The 16,809-nt window shown below is 59.9% G+C and carries 14 protein-coding genes; 9 read left to right on the forward strand and 5 right to left on the reverse strand.

All coding sequences use genetic code 11. From position 1 onward, the window contains the following. Window positions 1–211: 211 nt before the first annotated feature. From QCBJ_RS04275 to QCBJ_RS04285, 3 genes are all read left to right on the forward strand, one after another. The gene (locus QCBJ_RS04275; RefSeq protein ID WP_102060199.1) at window positions 212–463 is read left to right on the forward strand and encodes a DUF6124 family protein; all 252 of its coding nucleotides are present in this window, start codon (window positions 212–214) and stop codon (window positions 461–463) included. 112 nt (window positions 464–575) lie between these two features. Beyond that, window positions 576–1,601, forward strand: a complete 1,026-nt coding sequence (locus tag QCBJ_RS04280) for a hypothetical protein (RefSeq protein ID WP_102060200.1) — start codon at window positions 576–578, stop codon at window positions 1,599–1,601. 115 nt (window positions 1,602–1,716) lie between these two features. Next, a complete protein-coding gene (locus tag QCBJ_RS04285; protein ID WP_102060201.1) occupies window positions 1,717–3,150 on the forward strand; it encodes a glycosyltransferase family 39 protein in 1,434 nt (477 codons plus the stop codon). Between the two features lie 15 nt (window positions 3,151–3,165). On the opposite strand, the gene QCBJ_RS04290 is transcribed toward QCBJ_RS04285, so the two are convergent. Then, the gene (locus QCBJ_RS04290) at window positions 3,166–3,654 is read right to left on the reverse strand and encodes a TIGR00645 family protein (protein WP_010206662.1); all 489 of its coding nucleotides are present in this window, start codon (window positions 3,652–3,654) and stop codon (window positions 3,166–3,168) included. 163 nt (window positions 3,655–3,817) lie between these two features. Here QCBJ_RS04290 and QCBJ_RS04295 point away from each other — a divergent pair, with 163 nt between their 5' ends. Beyond that, window positions 3,818–5,641, forward strand: a complete 1,824-nt coding sequence (locus tag QCBJ_RS04295; protein ID WP_102060202.1) for a hypothetical protein — start codon at window positions 3,818–3,820, stop codon at window positions 5,639–5,641. A 7-nt stretch (window positions 5,642–5,648) separates the two neighbouring features. Here QCBJ_RS04295 and QCBJ_RS04300 read toward each other — a convergent pair whose 3' ends face one another. Both QCBJ_RS04300 and QCBJ_RS04305 read right to left on the reverse strand, forming a co-directional pair. After that, entirely contained in the window at window positions 5,649–5,966 is a 318-nt protein-coding gene (locus tag QCBJ_RS04300) for a hypothetical protein (RefSeq protein WP_015885972.1), read from the reverse strand. A 320-nt stretch (window positions 5,967–6,286) separates the two neighbouring features. Beyond that, window positions 6,287–8,725, reverse strand: coding sequence for a Lon protease family protein (locus tag QCBJ_RS04305; RefSeq protein ID WP_015885973.1), 2,439 nt, complete (start codon window positions 8,723–8,725; stop codon window positions 6,287–6,289). A gap of 269 nt (window positions 8,726–8,994) precedes the next feature. On the opposite strand from QCBJ_RS04305, the gene QCBJ_RS04310 reads away from it, so the two are divergent. The 4 genes from QCBJ_RS04310 to QCBJ_RS04325 all read left to right on the forward strand — a co-directional run bounded on the left by QCBJ_RS04310 (window position 8,995) and on the right by QCBJ_RS04325 (window position 12,591). Beyond that, on the forward strand, window positions 8,995–9,483 hold the full coding sequence (locus QCBJ_RS04310; RefSeq protein ID WP_015885974.1) for a DUF3015 domain-containing protein: 489 nt from the start codon (window positions 8,995–8,997) through the stop codon (window positions 9,481–9,483). Between the two features lie 92 nt (window positions 9,484–9,575). Next, window positions 9,576–11,429: a DUF4105 domain-containing protein gene (locus tag QCBJ_RS04315; protein WP_093544309.1), complete on the forward strand. Its 1,854-nt coding sequence runs from the start codon at window positions 9,576–9,578 to the stop codon at window positions 11,427–11,429. Between the two features lie 246 nt (window positions 11,430–11,675). After that, complete coding sequence (locus tag QCBJ_RS04320; protein ID WP_102060203.1) at window positions 11,676–12,032, forward strand: hypothetical protein; 357 nt, start codon at window positions 11,676–11,678, stop codon at window positions 12,030–12,032. Window positions 12,033–12,102: 70 nt separating this feature from the next. Continuing rightward, a complete protein-coding gene (locus tag QCBJ_RS04325) occupies window positions 12,103–12,591 on the forward strand; it encodes a GreA/GreB family elongation factor (RefSeq protein ID WP_102060204.1) in 489 nt (162 codons plus the stop codon). Here QCBJ_RS04325 and gdhA read toward each other — a convergent pair. Together gdhA and ettA are read right to left on the reverse strand one after the other, a co-directional pair. After that, complete coding sequence (gene gdhA / locus QCBJ_RS04330) at window positions 12,588–13,925, reverse strand: NADP-specific glutamate dehydrogenase (protein WP_102060205.1); 1,338 nt, start codon at window positions 13,923–13,925, stop codon at window positions 12,588–12,590. The two genes, QCBJ_RS04325 and gdhA, sit on opposite strands and share 4 nt — an antisense overlap. A gap of 349 nt (window positions 13,926–14,274) precedes the next feature. Continuing rightward, a complete protein-coding gene (ettA, locus tag QCBJ_RS04335; protein ID WP_015885979.1) occupies window positions 14,275–15,939 on the reverse strand; it encodes an energy-dependent translational throttle protein EttA in 1,665 nt (554 codons plus the stop codon). A 164-nt stretch (window positions 15,940–16,103) separates the two neighbouring features. On the opposite strand from ettA, the gene QCBJ_RS04340 reads away from it, so the two are divergent. Beyond that, window positions 16,104–16,715: a LysE family translocator gene (locus QCBJ_RS04340; protein ID WP_102060206.1), complete on the forward strand. Its 612-nt coding sequence runs from the start codon at window positions 16,104–16,106 to the stop codon at window positions 16,713–16,715. Window positions 16,716–16,809 lie beyond the last annotated feature (94 nt).

Genomic DNA, 16,809 nt, shown 5'->3' on the forward strand with positions numbered 1-16,809 from the left:
GCTTTGACAGGCCGAAAAGTGTAACCTTTCACACCCCTTGATAAGACGGCATGCTTGACGCGTTCCGTTTTGTTCATGGCGGCTGTGCGTGGGGCATCTTCGGGTGCGCCGGGTTCCTACACTTCCGGTCTGTCAACCCGCGTACAGCTGCCACCCATTCCTGTTTGACAGCAGGGGGCGGTAGCTCCTTAAACAGTGTGGGAGCTTCATCATGAAAAAGATCACCCCCAATCCCCCCTCCGCAACCCTCTTCACCATCGCTCCGGACGTCACCTCCGAAACCCTGCTGATACAAGCCAGCGAAACCCTCGCCTCACTCAACGCCATGACCACCGACCTGGCCTTCGAACTCGAGGGCGCCCACCGTCACAAGCTGCTGGCCACCCAGCAACTGGTCGTGCTGGGCGAGCTGTTGGTCGAGCGAGTGCTGGTCCTCACCCAAGACACGCAAACATTCCAGTAACGAAAAAGCCGAGGCGCATTCAGCGACTCGGCTTTTTGCTGTCCGCCTGGAATCCCCCCACACTTGCGATTACCCTGCTCTCCTCTATCAGACAACCGGAAGTCCGATACCCGTGTTCAAGCCACTCGCCGCTCTCGCCCTCGCCTGCGCCCCTCTGCTCGCAACCGCCGCCGACCTGGCCGGTGTCTGGACGGGCACCTTGGGTAAATCCGCGATCACCGTCTGTTTCAACGGTGCCCACGGCGCCAATGGCAGTTATTACTACCAACGGATTCTTACGCCCATTCAACTGACCCAAGCCAACGCCAGCGAGCCCTGGGTGGAAGAAGGCCAAACCGGTTTCTGGCAGTTGGACGACCCGCAAAGCGATACGTTGACCGGCACCTGGAGCAAAGCCTTGGGCGGCAAAAGCCTGGTACTGATGCTCAAGCGTGCAGACACGGACAGTTGCGCCAGCGACACCTACAACAACCCGCTGGAGGCGACGCCGCCAGCGGTGAAGGTCGAGAAGAAGACCTTCGCCGAACACGCTTATCAGGTGAAGACCCAAGGCGGGCAGGTCATCCTGAAACTCGAGGGCGACGGGGAAGCCATCGATAAGATCAACCGGGATCTCGCACGTATGGCTATCAATCCATACGGCCAGGCCGACTTCTACAGGGAGCGGCGCAACTCACTGGACCAGAGCGGCGGCACCACCACCAGTGAGATCGCGGTGGAGCCGTTCTACTGGTCATCGCACTGGATCACCGTGCGTTTCTATCGCTGGTCGGCGGGCTACGGGCGCGGGGGCATCAGTTGGGGCCTGCACAGTTGGAACCTGCAAACCGGTGAAAAGGTCGACCCCTGGACGTGGTTGGGCGGCCATGAGCAATGGGACACGCCCTACTCGGGTCAGGTCAAACTGCCGCCCGCTTTCAGCACCTGGCTGACCAGGCAGACCACCACGGACGAGGGGTGCCCGGCCGTGACCAGTTATTCCACGTTCGACTTGAGCTTCAACACCCAAGGGCTGCAACTGTCGACGCCCGCCCAGGGCGATGGTTGTGACAACGAGCTGAGCTTCACCTGGGAGCAACTGGAGCCAGTGCTGACGCCGGAAGGTAAAGCCGCACTGCCCAGCTTGATGGCGCCGTGACCGACCTTACAAAAAACCCACATTCGTTCACGAAATATTCAGAAACGCCGACGGATACTAGCCCATTGCAATGACCACTCCCCCGAGCGGTCCCCCGCCTCGGTAGCCACAACCCATGACGCGCCCCGCTCCTTTATTACTCCTGCTTGCAGGTCTGTTGTTCTTCTTTGCCCTCGGTAACCATGAGCTGCAAGGCTCCACCGAAGCCCGCGTGGCCGGCATCGCCATGGCCATGCACCTGGACAATAACTGGGTTGTTCCTCAGTTATTCCGTGAGCCCTTCCTGGAAAAACCGCCCCTGAGCCTGTGGATCGATGCCGGGGCGATTCGCCTGTTCGGCGGCACCACCTGGGCCGTGCGCCTGGCGTCGGCGTTTGCCGGGTTGTTCAGCGTGATGCTGCTGTATGGCATGCTGCGCAGGTTCGGGCGACCGCAGACGCTGGCGTTCAGTGCGGCCTTGATCCTGGCGACCATGGCCAGCTACTGGGGCAATGTGCGCGGCGTGGGTGAAGACTCGCTGCTTACCCTCGGCGTGACCACCGCGTTGCTGGCGTTCTACCAGGCCGTGCGGCCCGATCGTGAAGGCTCCAGCGCGGGCGCATGGGCACTGTTTACTGCAGGGATGGTGATCGCCACGCTCAGCAAAGGCGTGCTGGGCCTGGCGATGCCGGGCATTGTGATTTTTGTGTACCTGGCCATCACCAGCCTGATGGACAAGCGCCTGCGCATTGGCGATTGGCTCAAGCCTGCGCTGTTTACCTTATTGGCGTTGGTGCCGCTGGTGATTTGGTTGGGTTTCCTGTTCCAACGCGGCGGGCTGCAGGCCGTGGCCGAAGTGGTGTTGACCAACAGCGTCGGCCGGTTCAGCGGCTCGTTTGTCGAGGCCGGACACTACGAGCCGTTCTACTACTACATCGCCAAGTTGCCCGAAGCGTTCCTGCCCTGGAACATCCTGGTCTACCTGGGCCTGTGGCATTTCCGTAAAAGCCTGATGCGCAACCGCTACCACCTGTTCTTCAGTGTCTGGCTGGTGGCGCAGTTCACCCTGCTGACCCTGGCATCGAGCAAACGCACCGTGTACCTGATGGCACTCACTCCGGCCGCCGCCGTACTGGCTGCGGAATACGCACGGGTATTGCTGGACTGGCTGAAAACTCACAAACCCGCACTGCACACCCATCACAGAACCCTGGTGGGCAGCGTGTTCACCCTGGCCGTCGGTTGCTACCTGATTGCGGCCTTCTGGTTCGCGCCCAAAGCCGACGCGCACCACTCGTTTATACCGGTGATCAGCCAGGTGCAGGCATTGAAAGACGAAGGCAGGGAGGTGGTGTTGTTCCGGCCTAACGAGCGCATCGCCGGGGCCAGCGTGTTTTACCTGCTGGCCTATTTGCCGATCCTGCAAACCGAGGCGCAGTTGCACAACTACCTCAGTGCCAAGCCCGGCAACGTTGCATTGCTGGACCATACCGATGACCTGAACACCCCGGTCAAGGTGATCAAGCAGATGTCGATCAATCGCCAGCCTTACTACTTCGTGGAGGAGTAAGGCCAGCGCAGGGCATCAGTGCTTGGTGACTTTGTCCAGGTACCCCATGGCAAACGCCGAGACCACGAAGGTCATGTGAATGATCACGTACCACATCAAGTGCTGCGGATCGACGTTCTTGGCGTCCATGAAGATGCGCAGCAAGTGGATGGACGAAATCGCCACGATGGACGCCGCCACTTTCATCTTCAGCGACGAAGAGTCCATGGTGCCCAGCCAGTTGAGTTTCTCTTTGTTGTCATCGATATCCAGCTGCGAGACGAAGTTCTCGTAGCCGGAGATCATCACCATCACCAGCAAGCCACCGACCAGGGCCATGTCGATCAACGACAGCAGCACCAGGATCAACTCGGACTCGGCCATCGAGAACACGCTCGGCAGCAGGTGAATCACTTCCTGGAAGAATTTCAGCGCCAGCGCCAACAACCCCAGGGACAAGCCGAAATAGATCGGCGCCAGTAGCCAGCGCGAGGCGTACATAGCATTTTCGATAAAGCGTTCCATTGGATCTCACACAGCTTGGCTAGAAATGGCGGCGAGTATACCAGCCGCCACAAGACACCTGTCACCACGAGAAAACTGACGTGGGCGGCATCTGTAAGGGAATTTTTCTGCTAGTGTCGAGCCCAATAAATCGGCTCGATGACGTCGGACAGGAAAAACTCAGATGATGGATGTGCGATCCCCTTTGGCCAGTATCGGCCTGTGCGCGGCATTGCTGCTGGCCGGCGGCTGCTCCCCCAGCGACGAGCAGAAGCAGGCGACCCTCGAAGAGAAAACCGCCAAGTTCGAACAGTCCCTCGACAGCATCCAGGACCCCAAGCTGCGCGACGCCATCGCCGATCTGGGCGGTTCGTTGCTGTTACTGGAACGGGCTCAGGCCAAGCTCGCCACCAAGCCCATCGAAGCCGAATACGGCGAAGACAGCTTGGCACTGCTCAAGCACTACCCCACGCCCCAGGCGCTGGTGGACACCTACATCAATGGCCTGTTCGTGCTGCGCAAGACCTCCCATTCCGACTATTTGACGGACTTGCAACCGGTCTTCCCGTTCACGTTCAATACGTCTGACCAGTTCCCCTTCCCCCATGGCCTGGAATGGCAGTCGGTCACCTTGAGCAACAACAAGGTCATCCCCTTCCAGCCGGAATGGTCGGAAACCGATCCCGGCATCCAACTGAGCCCCAGCAGCTCCAACTTGACCAACCCGGATGACCTGACGGTGACCTACCCGTTCATCGACGGCATCGAGACGGAAAACAAGAGCCAGCCCCAACCCATCAACCTAAAGGGCACGGTCGAAGTGATCGCGCCGGGCAAGGTGTTGACGTTTGACCTGTCGAAAAAGGACGTGGGCCACACGCGTACCGAAGGCAATATCACCCTCAAGCTGCTGCTCCTGGAGAAAAACTACGCCGAGATCGAGCTGACCAACAGCCAAGCGTTGGCGCCGGAAGTCGGCGATGAATCGCCCAACCCGCTGCTGGTACAGGCACGGGACAGCACCGGGCAATTCCTCACGCGCTCCGGCTCGATCAATGAAAGCAGCGCGCAGGTGGCGTTCTACGAGAAACAACTGGCCGAGATGCAAAAGCAGAAGGCCTGGTCGGAGGCATTCGAAAAACAGCTTACCGATGAACAAAAAGCCTTCGAACACAAGCAGAGCAGCCATTACGCCAAGGTGTATTTCAATGGTGTGATCGACAACCTGCAGGTCAACGTACTGGATTTCTCCACCGCTACCCGCACCCGCAAGGACCTCGACCTGCCGGTGCTGCGTTTCGGCAAGAACAGCCTGCAACAAACCGTACAGGCCTTGCCGATGCCGGTCACCGTGTATGACGACGGTGCCGCCAGTTGGCTCAAAGACGCGAGCATGACCGAAGAGCAGTTGAAAAACAGCGTCACCATCAGCCAGTCGGTCGAAGACGCCAGTGCGGCGCACATCGTGTTTGACCACCCTTTCACCTTCAACGACGACATGGTGGGCAGCGAGCGCAACAGCAGCGAATCACCGGTGACCTTCTTCACTGCCGACGAAAAAGGCGAACGCGGCGAGCCGATCGAATTACCGACCGAGGCCTTCGAACTGAACCCGGCGCGCGGCACCCTCACCTACGATCTCAACCTGTTTCCGGAAAACCCGGCGTATGTGGTGGGCTCGATTCCGCTGTTCCTGGCGACCATCGAGAAAGCCGAGATAGACGTGGCCAAGCTGCCTAAAGGACTGTCGCTCAAGGACAACGCGCTGGTCGTCGACCAAAAGGAATTCCCCGCCGACAGCTGGCGCTTCTACGCCAAGGACGCCAGCGGCAACTACCTCAAGGAAATCCTCGGTGTGAGCCACCGCGCCGAGGAGTACGGTACGGCGATGTTTGACGTGCATTACTTCTACGGCCAGCCGACGACCCTGGAAAGTTACCAGCGCACCGACCTGAGCACCGTGCAATACGGCTTCGAAGTCAAACTGGACAAGCCCGAGAGCAAGTAACCGGCGCCTACAGGGCCAGTTGGTCATGCCCACCGTTGAGTTGGCGCAGATGGGCCTGCATGTGCAGGCACCAGATCTGCGGATCGCCCGCCAGCTCATAGCCGTGCAGGGTCAGGCTGTCCACGATGGATTCGAGAATATTTTCCGCGACGAAAGGCCCTGGAAACGGGCCTTGGGACTTGATGGTGGACGGCTGTTCACCGGTCATTCCGGCGGCAAACAACAAGGTCCACATCCCGTTATCCCCCGCAAGAGGGCGAATGGAACATTCAATACGGGTGACCAGGCCAAAGCACTGGCGGGTGAGGCAGAGGTTGCGCGACATGGCGGCGGCCCTCGGTAGATCGGTGTTCAACCTGCGCCTGGGGCGAGGCTGTTTCTATCCAGCGACTCCTGTGGATATCCCTTGAGCTCAGAATAGAAGAAAACCACGACAAACCAAGGTTGTAGAGACCAACGGGCGTTAGCTCTACAGACCCCAGTCAATTTTTTGGCTAAGACACCCTCCGTAGTGAGCGGGCTTGCCCCGCGCTGGGCTGCGCAGCGGCCCCGAACCCAAACGACGCAACCTGTCGGACACTGCGCAGCGGTCCTATTAGGGCTGCTTTGCAGCCCAGCGCGGGGCAAGCCCGCTCACTACACAGGTCAAGTCGGCTTGGCTTCCGCCAGCGCCTGTTGTGCCAACTCTTTCTCCGCTTCTTTCAAGTCCTCTTCGCTGATCATCTCGGCAATTGCCCGCAGACGCTCTACCACGCGCGCATTGACCGTGCCTTCCGGGAACTGACCTTCTGCATCCGGCTCACCGGCATCCTCGCCCACCAGCAGGCTCAATGCCTCATCCGCCTGGCGCACCGCATAGATATGGAACTGCCCGGCACGCACGGCCTGCAGCACCTTCTCATCGAGCATCAGCGTGGCGACGTTGGCCTGGGGAATGATCGCGCCCTGCTCCCCGGTCAAACCGCGCGCTTCACACAGGCGGAAGAAGCCTTCGATCTTCTCGTTGACCCCGCCCACCGCCTGCACTTCACCAAACTGATTGATGGAACCGGTGATGGCAAAGCACTGCTTGAGCGGGGTTTTCGACAAGGCCGAAATCAAGGTGCACGCCTCGCCGAGGGACGCACTGTCGCCGTCCACGTAGCCGTAGGACTGCTCCAGCGCGATGCTCGCGGAGATCGCCAGCGGGAATTCCTGCGCATAACGGCTGCCCAGATAGCCGGTGAGGATCATCACGCCCTTGGAGTGAATCGGCTGGCCGAGGTTGACCTCACGCTCGATGTCGACAATACCGCTGCCGCCGGGGTACACCGTGGCGGAAATCCGCGCCGGCACGCCAAAGGCCGAGTCACCGACTTCCAGCACCGTCAGCCCGTTGCACTTGCCCACCGCCGCACCGGCGGTGTCGATCAGGATGACCCCGGCGAGCATGTCGTCGAGAATCCGCGCCGAGACTCGCCCAGTGCGCGTGGCCTTGGCCTTGAGTGCGCGCTCGATATGGCCGGCGTCGGTCATCTCGTCACCCGCCAGGTGGCGAATGAAATCCGCCTCGCTGACCAGCTGGAACAAGTCCCCAATGCGCGCCGACAAGCGCCCCTGGTGTTCCGCCAAGCGTGCGCTGTAAGTGGCCAGCCGTGCCACCGCATCCGAGGTCAGCGGCGCCATGCCTTCTTCCGAGGTGCGGGTTTTGAGCAACTGGGCGAACTGCTCCAGGCTTTCGTCGACCATCGGGATGTCTTCGTCGAAGTCCACCAGCACCCGGAACATCTCCTGGAAGTCTGGGTCCGCGTCCTGCAACGCGTAGTACAGCTGGCGGGAGCCGATGATGATGACCTTGACCTGCAACGGGATCATCTGCGGGTTGAGGGTCACGGTGGCCAGGCGGCCCAGCTCGCCCAATGGCGATTCCATCTTCAGCTTGCGCGACTGCAGGGAGCGCTTGAGGGCGTCCCAGACAAACGGCTCACTGAGCATTTTTTCGGCTTCAAGAATCAGGAAACCGCCGTTGGCACGGTGCAGCGCACCTGGGCGCAACTGACGATAAGTGGTGTAGAGCGCGCCCTGGTCGGTGCTGTACTCGATACGGCCGAACAGGTTGTCGTAGGTCGGGTGCGGTTCAAACACCACCGGTGCGCCACCGTTGACCGGATGGCCGACCACCAGGCTCGGGCAGTACTGTTCTTCAAGCAGCTTGCGCGCCTGGGCGTCGGTCTTGGCGTCGTCGACCAATTGCTCGACCACGGTCTTGAGCAGGTACACCTGCATGGCTTGCAGGTAACCGCAGACAGCCGCATTTTCCGCGTACTTTTCCGACAGCGGTGCGAGCAATGGCTGCAGGGCCAGGGTGATGGTTTCTTCGTTGAACTGGCGCAGTTGGTTGTTGGACTCACGCTTCCACTGCGGCAGGCTGGCCAGTTCTTCGTTGAGGCGCTCTTCCAGCTCGGAAATATCCGTGTGGAAACGCTCACGGTCGGCTTCCGGCAACTGCGAGAACTCGGCCTCGTCCAGCGCCTTGCCGTCGAGCATCGGCGTGAACGCGATGTTGGTGCTGTCACGGTACAGCGCCACGTCCTTTTCCAGGGCCAGGCGTTCGATCACGTCCAGCGCCTTGTCGTAGCGCTGGTTGAACGCACGGTCGATGGCGCTTTTGCGTTGTTGATACGTCGGGTGCTCGAAGACCGCCGGGAAAGTGGCCACCAGGTTGTCGACCAGGCCGTTGATATCGCTGATGAACGCCGCTGCGCCGCCGCCCGGTAATTCCAGGGCACGCGGTTCGCGAGGCTCATCGAAATTGTTCACATAGACCCAGTCCGCCGGGGTCTGCAGGCGCTTGCCTTCGGCCTTCAGGTAGCGTTTGACGAACGAAAAGCGGCCGGTACCCGGCTCGCCCATGACAAACACGTTGTAACCAGGGCGTGGCATGGCCACACCGAACTGCAAGGCTTCAACCGCACGTTCCTGGCCAAGCACACCGCGAAAGGGCTCCAAATCATTGGTGGTCGAGAAGCTGAACTGTTCAGCGGAGAAAGGGCGAGTCAGCGCTTCGGGCGCTAGACGCAAGCTGGCAGCAACAGGATCAGGCATCGGGCTTCCTTACATCAGGCGGGGCAGATGACGGCATTCTGGCTCCCGCTTACGCGCTCTGGCAAGGCGCGCTTGAGGGAAAGCCGTAGACGCGGGATGCGTCCTGCAAAAAAAACGCGACATCGCGAATTGTTTTATAAAAACACACGGAACCCTTGGAACGTGCCTAAACTCCAAACTGCGCGGGTTGGACTAATAACCGATCCCTAGGGCGCTATGAAGTGCCTGAACCCTTGTCCATTGGTTTGCACACAATAGAGAACAAAGCTATGAAACGGATCCTTCTCGGTACTCTCTTCACCGTCGTCTCCCTCAATGCAATGGCAGAAGCACCAGGTGGCCCGAACTGCGGTTGGGGCAACATGTTGTTCGAAGGCCAGCGCGGTACTCCAGCTCACTTCCTGGCTTCCACCACCAACGGTACTTCGGGTAACGCCACCTTCGGCATGACCTCGGGCACCAACGGTTGCAGCACCAACAGCGCCCTGACTTACGGCGGCAAATCGTGGATTGCCATGAATGGCATGATGAACGAGCTGTCCGAAGACATGGCCAAGGGTAACGGCGAAGCGCTGACCACCTACGCTGTGGTACTGGGCGTTGCGCCTGAAGATCGCGAGCACTTTGCTGCCGTGACCCACGAGCACTTCCAGCAGATCTTCAGCAAGGCTGACGTGACCGCTGACGACGTGCACAACAACACCATTGCTGTACTGAAAAGCGATGCCCGTCTGGCGAAATACGCTACCCAGGCTTAAGCTCGATCCGCCCGCGTCTTTCGAGGCGCGGGTTTTATTTTTTCGACCTGTCCCCCTTGGGTCTTTTTTTTATTCCGACTTAAGTAGCCCCCATGCTCAAACGCCTCGCTTGCCTGGCTCTCTTCGCCTGCGCCCCGCTGCATGCGGCCCCGCACCTCGATGATCAACGTTTGCAGCAACTGGCCAACGACCCTTTCTGGTTGTCTTTGGGCCACTACGAAGCCGGAAAAATCAGTGGCTGGCGCAGCTATGTCAGCGACAAAAAGTTTTTCCTCGCCGCTGACGGCGCCCACCACCCGGACGCCGAACTCAAGGCCACGGTCGACGCCCTCTACGCCCCGGCCAGCCTGGGTGAAAAACACGCCCAATGCGTTTACCCCGCGCGCACCCGCTGGCTCAAGGACCAGTTGCACCTGGCCGACCTGCCCGCTGTCGACTGCAAAGAATTCAAGCAGTGGTTCAAGGACGTTGCGCCCCACAGCGCGGTGATGATCTTCCCGGCGGCCTACCTCAACAGCCCGTCGTCGATGTTCGGTCACACCCTGCTGCGCATCGACCAGGCCGACGTGCAAAGCAACAACACCGCCTTGCTCAGCTACGCGATCAACTTCGGCGCCTACATCGAAGGCTCCGACAACAGCATCCTCTACGCCTGGAAAGGCCTGATGGGCGGTTATCCCGGCCTGTTCGCGCTGGTGCCTTATCAGGAGAAGTTGTCGGAATACCGCAGCCTCGAAAACCGCGACCTGTGGGAATATCGCCTCAACCTCACCCAGGTCGAGACCGAGCGCATGGTCGAGCACGTGTGGGAACTCAAGCAGATCCAGTTCGACTACTTCTTCTTCGACGAAAACTGCTCCTATCGCCTGCTGGAACTGCTGCAAGTGGCCCGCCCCGGCCTGCGCCTGACCGAACAATTCCCGCTGACCGCCATCCCCACCGACACGGTAAAAGCCGTGAAGGACGCCGGCCTGGTCGAGAAAATCGACTATCGCCCCTCCCGTGAACGCGAGTTGCTGGAACGCGCCAAGCCGTTGGACAGCGACGAGCAACAATGGGTATTGAAGGTCAGCGACGACCAGAAGCAACTGCAGGAGCCGGCTTTCAAAGCCCTGCCCCGCGAACGCCAGGCCCTGATCATCGACGCCGCCTACCGCCTCGGCCGCTACCGCGCGAATGGCTTGGAACGCGACACCGAACGCTCCCAACGCAGCTTCGAACTGCTGCGCGCCATCAACCAGAACCCCGCGCCTGACCTGAAGATCACGCCCCCAGGCCTGCCGGAAAACGGTCACGAATCGCGCACCTGGCAAGCCGGCATCGGCACCCGTGGCGACAAAGCCTTTGGCGAATACGGCCTGCGCATGGCCTACCATGACCTCAACGACAACGCCGAAGGCTTCCCGCTGGGCGCGCAGATCGAAATCCTGCAAATGAAACTGCGCCAGTACGAAGGCAACCACTGGCAACTGCAGCAACTGGACCTGGCCACCATCCGCTCCCTGACCCCGCGCAACGCCCTGTTGCAGCCGTGGTCATGGCAAGTCACCGGCGGCCTGGAGCGAGTACCGGGCAAGCACGACGACGAAACCCTGGTCGCCCACGTCAACGGCGGCGCCGGCGGCACCTGGCAACTGCGCGACGACATGCTCGGCTTCGCCCTTGGCACCGTACGCGTGGAACACAACAACGACTTCAACGAAGCCATCTCCCCGGCGGCCGGGTTCAACACCGGCGTGCTGTGGAAGAATCCGCTGGGCAACCTGAGCCTGGAAGCCAAAGGGGACTTCTTCACCAACGGCGAAGTGCGGCGCAGCATCAGCCTGAACCAGCAGTGGGAATTGTCCCGCAACCTGGGCCTGCGCCTGAGTGCACAGCGCGAGTACAGCCATTTATCAACGCCGGTGAATGAAGTGATGCTTGAAGTGAAGTGGTATCACTACTGATCGGTAAGACCCGGCGAAGATCCAATGTGGGAGGGGGCTTGCTCCCGATGGCGGTGTGTCAGTTAAGTATCCAGTAACTGACATACCGCCATCGGGAGCAAGCCCCCTCCCACATTTAGTTTGGTGTTGAGCTGAAAGCACTGTGCGGCACGCTCACAACACCTTTCTCACGCGCCTTTCACACCTCCTCGACAAATCCCCTTCTAGACTCTCCCTATCAGCCGTGAAACGGCCAGGGAGTACGCCATGTGGCGGTCTGCGGTATTGCTGTGTGTGTGGGTGGGGCTGTCGGGTTGCCAATCGACCCATCAGGATTTACTGGCCAAAGGTTACCCACCGGCATTTGCCGATGGTTTTGACGATGGCTGCAGCAGTGGTCGCCAAGCGGCTGGCGTCATCAGCGGGGAGTTTCGCAAGAACGTGCCGCGTTATCTCAAAAACCGCGAATACGCCGAAGGCTGGGAAGATGGTTTTCGCCAGTGCAAAGCCATGCGTGAGAATGAAGAGCTGCGTGACTACAAAGACAATCACTGGGACGACCGCGACCGCGCCTGGCAGCACGAGAAAGACCGCGACGCAGCCCGGGCCTATCGTTTGCAATAGGTCGTTTTCAGACATCCATCGAAACTAAAGCGCGGCGACCATGGCCCAAGCTCCATAGAGGGAGAACGTCATGAGCCGAGCTTTTGTAAACGAAGACAACGCCGCCGCCCTGGCCGACCAGCCGGTGGAGCGCCAGGTCAGTGAGCAGCCCAACCGCCTCACCGCGCAAGGGCTGGCGCAGTTGCAGGCCAAGGTTGCGCAGTTGCAGCACGCATACAGCATCGAATCCGCCAAGGGCGATAAACAGCGCCAGGCTGACCTTGAACGGGATTTGCGTTACTTCAACCAGCGGCTGCAAAGCGCCCAGGTCGTGGCACCGGCCACCTCCACCGACAAGGTGCAGATCGGCAGTTGGGTGACCTTCGCCAACGAACAGGACGAGCAGCAGCGCATCCAGTTGGTTGGCGAAGACCAGGCCGATGCCAACGCCGGTTTGATCAACTGGGGCTCACCCCTGGGCCGCGCATTGCTGGGCGCTCAGGTGGGCGACGAGGTGCTGTGGCAGCGCCCCGTCGGCGATCAGTTGATCGAAGTGCTGCGCATCGAGCCCGAGGTTTAGACGATGCCTTGGGCCAACATCGCGTCAGCGACTTTCACAAAGCCCGCGATGTTCGCGCCTTTGACGTAGTTGACCCGGCCGTTTTCCTCACCGTAGTGCACGCAGGCATGGTGGATCGATTGCATGATGTTGTGCAGCTTGCTGTCCACTTCGCCAGCGGTCCATAGCAGGCGCATGGCGTTCTGCGACATTTCCAGGCCACTCACGGCCACGCCGCCGGCGTTGGATGCTTTGCCGGGCGCGAACAGAATGCCCGCGTCGATAAAGATATCCACAGCCTCCAACGTAGTCGGCATGTTGGCGCCTTCGGCCACGCAGAGGCAACCGTTGCGCAGCAGGGTGCGGGCGGCTTCGGCGTCGAGTTCGTTCTGGGTGGCGCAAGGCAGCGCGATATCACAGGCCAATTCCCACGGGGTTTTACCGGCGCGGAATTCCAGGCCGTAACGCGCGGCCAATTCGCTGATGCGACCACGCTGGACGTTTTTCAACGCCAGCAGGGCTGACCATTGCTCCTCGGTCAAACCGCTTTCGGCGTACAGGGTGCCTTCGGAGTCGGAGAGGGAAATCACTTTGCCACCCAGGTCCATGACCTTACGCGCCGCGTACTGCGCGACGTTGCCGGAGCCGGATACCGCCACGCGCTTGCCTTCCACCTGCTGGCCATTGCGCTTGAGCATTTCTTCGGCGAAGTACACGCAGCCGAAACCCGTGGCTTCGGGCCGAATCAGGCTGCCGCCGTAGGTCATGCCCTTGCCGGTCAGCACGGAGGTGAACTGGTTGCTCAAGCGTTTGTACTGGCCGAACAAAAAGCCGATCTCGCGCGCGCCCACACCGATATCGCCGGCCGGTACGTCCACATCTGCGCCGATATGCCGGTACAGCTCGCTCATGAACGCCTGGCAAAAGCGCATGACTTCGGCGTCGCTCTTGCCCTTGGGGTCGAAGTCGGAGCCGCCTTTGCCGCCGCCCATCGGCAGTGAGGTCAGGGAATTCTTGAAGGTTTGCTCGAAGGCGAGGAACTTCAACACGCCCAGGTTCACCGATGGGTGGAAGCGCAGGCCGCCTTTGTACGGGCCAATGGCGCTGTTCATCTGGATACGGAAACCGCGATTGACCTGGACCTTGCCGTGATCATCCACCCAAGACACCCGAAAGGTGATCGCGCGTTCCGGCTCGCAGAGGCGTTCGAGGATGCCCGAGGTCAGGTAGTGGGGGTTGGCTTCAAGAAAAGGCCACAGACTACGTAGGACTTCTTCTACGGCCTGGTGGAATTCTGGCTGGTCAGGGTCGCGTTTCTTGAGGCGGGCAAGGAAAGATTCCACGGATTCGATCATGAAAAGTCTCGGCAGATTGATTGTTTTTAAATGAGATTGAGCCGGACCTTAGCAACTCGAATCGCACCTGAAAAGCGCAAAATGTCGCCTTTGTGAATTTAAATGGTGCATTGGATATAAATAAACGCGCTTTATCGCACCAAAAAAGGGATTTCAACTCAGGGTACGCACCAATAGTTAAACCGCCTTCGCGAGCAAGCCCGCTCCCACATTTGATAGGGTTCCAACGTTGGAATGCGATCACATGTGGGAGCGGGCTTGCTCGCGAATGAATCCACCTCGGTCTTCCAGAAAAGACGAAAAAAAAGCGGAGCCCGAAGGCTCCGCTCTTTCACACCACTCACCCAGATCAGGCGAGTTTTTTGTGGCGTACACGGTGCGGCTGGGCAGCGGCTTCGCCCAAACGCTTTTTACGGTCCGCTTCGTACTCGGTGTAGTTACCTTCGAAGAACACCGCTTGGGAGTCGTCTTCGTACGCCAGGATGTGGGTCGCGACGCGGTCAAGGAACCACCGATCGTGAGAGATCACAATGGCGGCGCCCGGGAAGTCCAGCAGGGCTTCTTCCAGGGAACGCAGGGTTTCAACGTCGAGGTCGTTGGACGGTTCGTCGAGCAGCAGCACGTTGCCGCCCTCTTTCAGGGTCAGGGCCAGGTGCAAGCGACCGCGCTCACCACCGGACAGGTCCTTGACGAACTTCTGCTGGTCGCCGCCCTTGAAGTTGAAACGGCCGACATAGGTACGCGACGGGATTTCATAGTTGCCGATACGGATCTGGTCGGAACCTTCGGAAATCTGCTGGAACACTGTCTTGCTGCCGTCCAAGTCTTCACGGCTCTGGTCCACACAGGCGAGCTGCACGGTTTCGCCGACTTCGATAGTGCCTGAATCCGGCGTTTCCTTACCCATCAGCATGCGGAACAGGGTGGATTTACCCGCACCGTTACCACCAATAACGCCGACGATCGCGCCTTTTGGCATGGAGAACGACAGATTGTCGATCAACACGCGGTCGCCATAGCCTTTGGAAACGTTCTTGAATTCGATGACCTTGTCACCCAGGCGCGGGCCGGCCGGGATGTAGATCTCGTTGGTCTCGCTGCGCTTTTGGAATTCCTGCGATTGCATTTCTTCGAAGCGTTGCAGGCGTGCCTTGGATTTGGACTGGCGGGCCTTGGCGCCTTTGCGCACCCACTCCAGTTCTTCCTTCATGGCTTTTTCATGCGCCGATTGTTGCTTGGATTCGGCAGCCAGACGGTCGGACTTGGCTTCCAGCCAACCGGAGTAGTTGCCCTCGTAAGGGATACCGGCGCCGCGGTCAAGCTCGAGGATCCAACCGGCAACGTTGTCCAGGAAGTACCGGTCGTGCGTGATCGCAACCACGGTGCCCGGGAAGTCGTGAAGGAAATGTTCCAGCCAGGCGACGGAATCGGCGTCCAAGTGGTTGGTAGGCTCATCGAGCAGCAGCATGTCGGGGGCCGACAGCAGCAGGCGGCACAGGGCCACACGACGTTTTTCACCCCCCGACAGGAATTCGACCTTGGCGTCCCAGGCCGGCAGGCGCAGCGCGTCGGCGGCGACTTCCAGCTGACGCTCCAGGTTGTGACCGTCGCCGGCCTGCAGGATGGCTTCAAGCTTGGCCTGTTCCGCTGCCAGCTTGTCGAAGTCGGCATCCGGTTCGGCGTAGGCGGCATAGACTTCATCCAGGCGCGCCTGGGCGTCCTTGATGACGCTGACGGCCTCTTCGACCACTTCACGTACGGTCTTGGTCGGATCCAGGATGGGTTCCTGTGGCAGGTAGCCGATGTTCAGGTCGGGCATTGGGCGGGCTTCGCCTTCGAACTCAGTGTCGACGCCGGCCATGATTTTCAGCAGCGTGGACTTACCCGAACCGTTGAGGCCGAGCACGCCGATCTTGGCGCCTGGGAAAAAGGACAACGAAATATTTTTCAGGATTTCCCGCTTCGGAGGGACAACTTTACCCAGCCGATGCATGGTGAAGACGTATTGAGCCAAAATGTGGACCTCATGAAAAAGTGAGAACAGGCCTACGTAGCGTCATGGCGCGGTACATAGCATTGCGAATCCTCAAGGTTAACCTAAGTGACCGAGCGTATCGAAATCTATCTGTTAGATTAGCCGACCATCCCCCCCCTCAGCGGTTTCAGGAAACAACCTTCATGCTCAGCGTCATGTCTGCACTCGCGTTGCTGCTGTTAATGCCGGGGCCCACCAACACATTGCTATTGCGCTCGGGATTACTCACCGGGTTCAGGCGCGCCTGGCCACTGAGCCTGCTGGAATGCCTGGCGTACCTGGTGCAAATATCCTTTTGGGGCTACCTGCTCAGCCATCTGGGCGACAGCGCGCCATGGGGGCTCAAGCTCGTGCAGTTCGCTTCGGTCTGTTATTTGATCAGGACTTCCTACCTGCTGTGGTGCAATCCCGACGAAACACTCCACTCCGCGCCTGCAGCACGCGTATCCAAACTGCATTTCTTTTTGCTGACGCTGATTAACCCCAAGGGATTGCTGATCGTCTCGTTCATCGTCCCGATGCAGACGTTTGCCGACTTGAACCTGTTTGTGCAGTTCGTCGCACAATTCACGCTGGTGGTGATACCGGTGGGCTGCACCTGGGTACTGTTCGGTGCCCGCATCAAACAAGGCGGATACGCCTGGTTGACGCCCCACACCATCAACCGCGCAGCCTCTGTGGTGATCAGCCTCTTCACGCTGGCGATCCTGACCCGGCTGGCAGACAGCCTGATCCATACCGGCAGCGCGCTTTAGTCCCCGCCAAGCGGGGCTGGCACTTTGCCACAAGTCAAGGCATGCTAGCCGCCCTCCGGGCGTCCGGCTTATAGTGCACGTCGCGCGCCAGTCC

The organism is Pseudomonas sp. QC2 (genome assembly GCF_002859085.1).
GTDB classification, from domain to species: Bacteria; Pseudomonadota; Gammaproteobacteria; order Pseudomonadales; family Pseudomonadaceae; genus Aquipseudomonas; species Aquipseudomonas petroselini.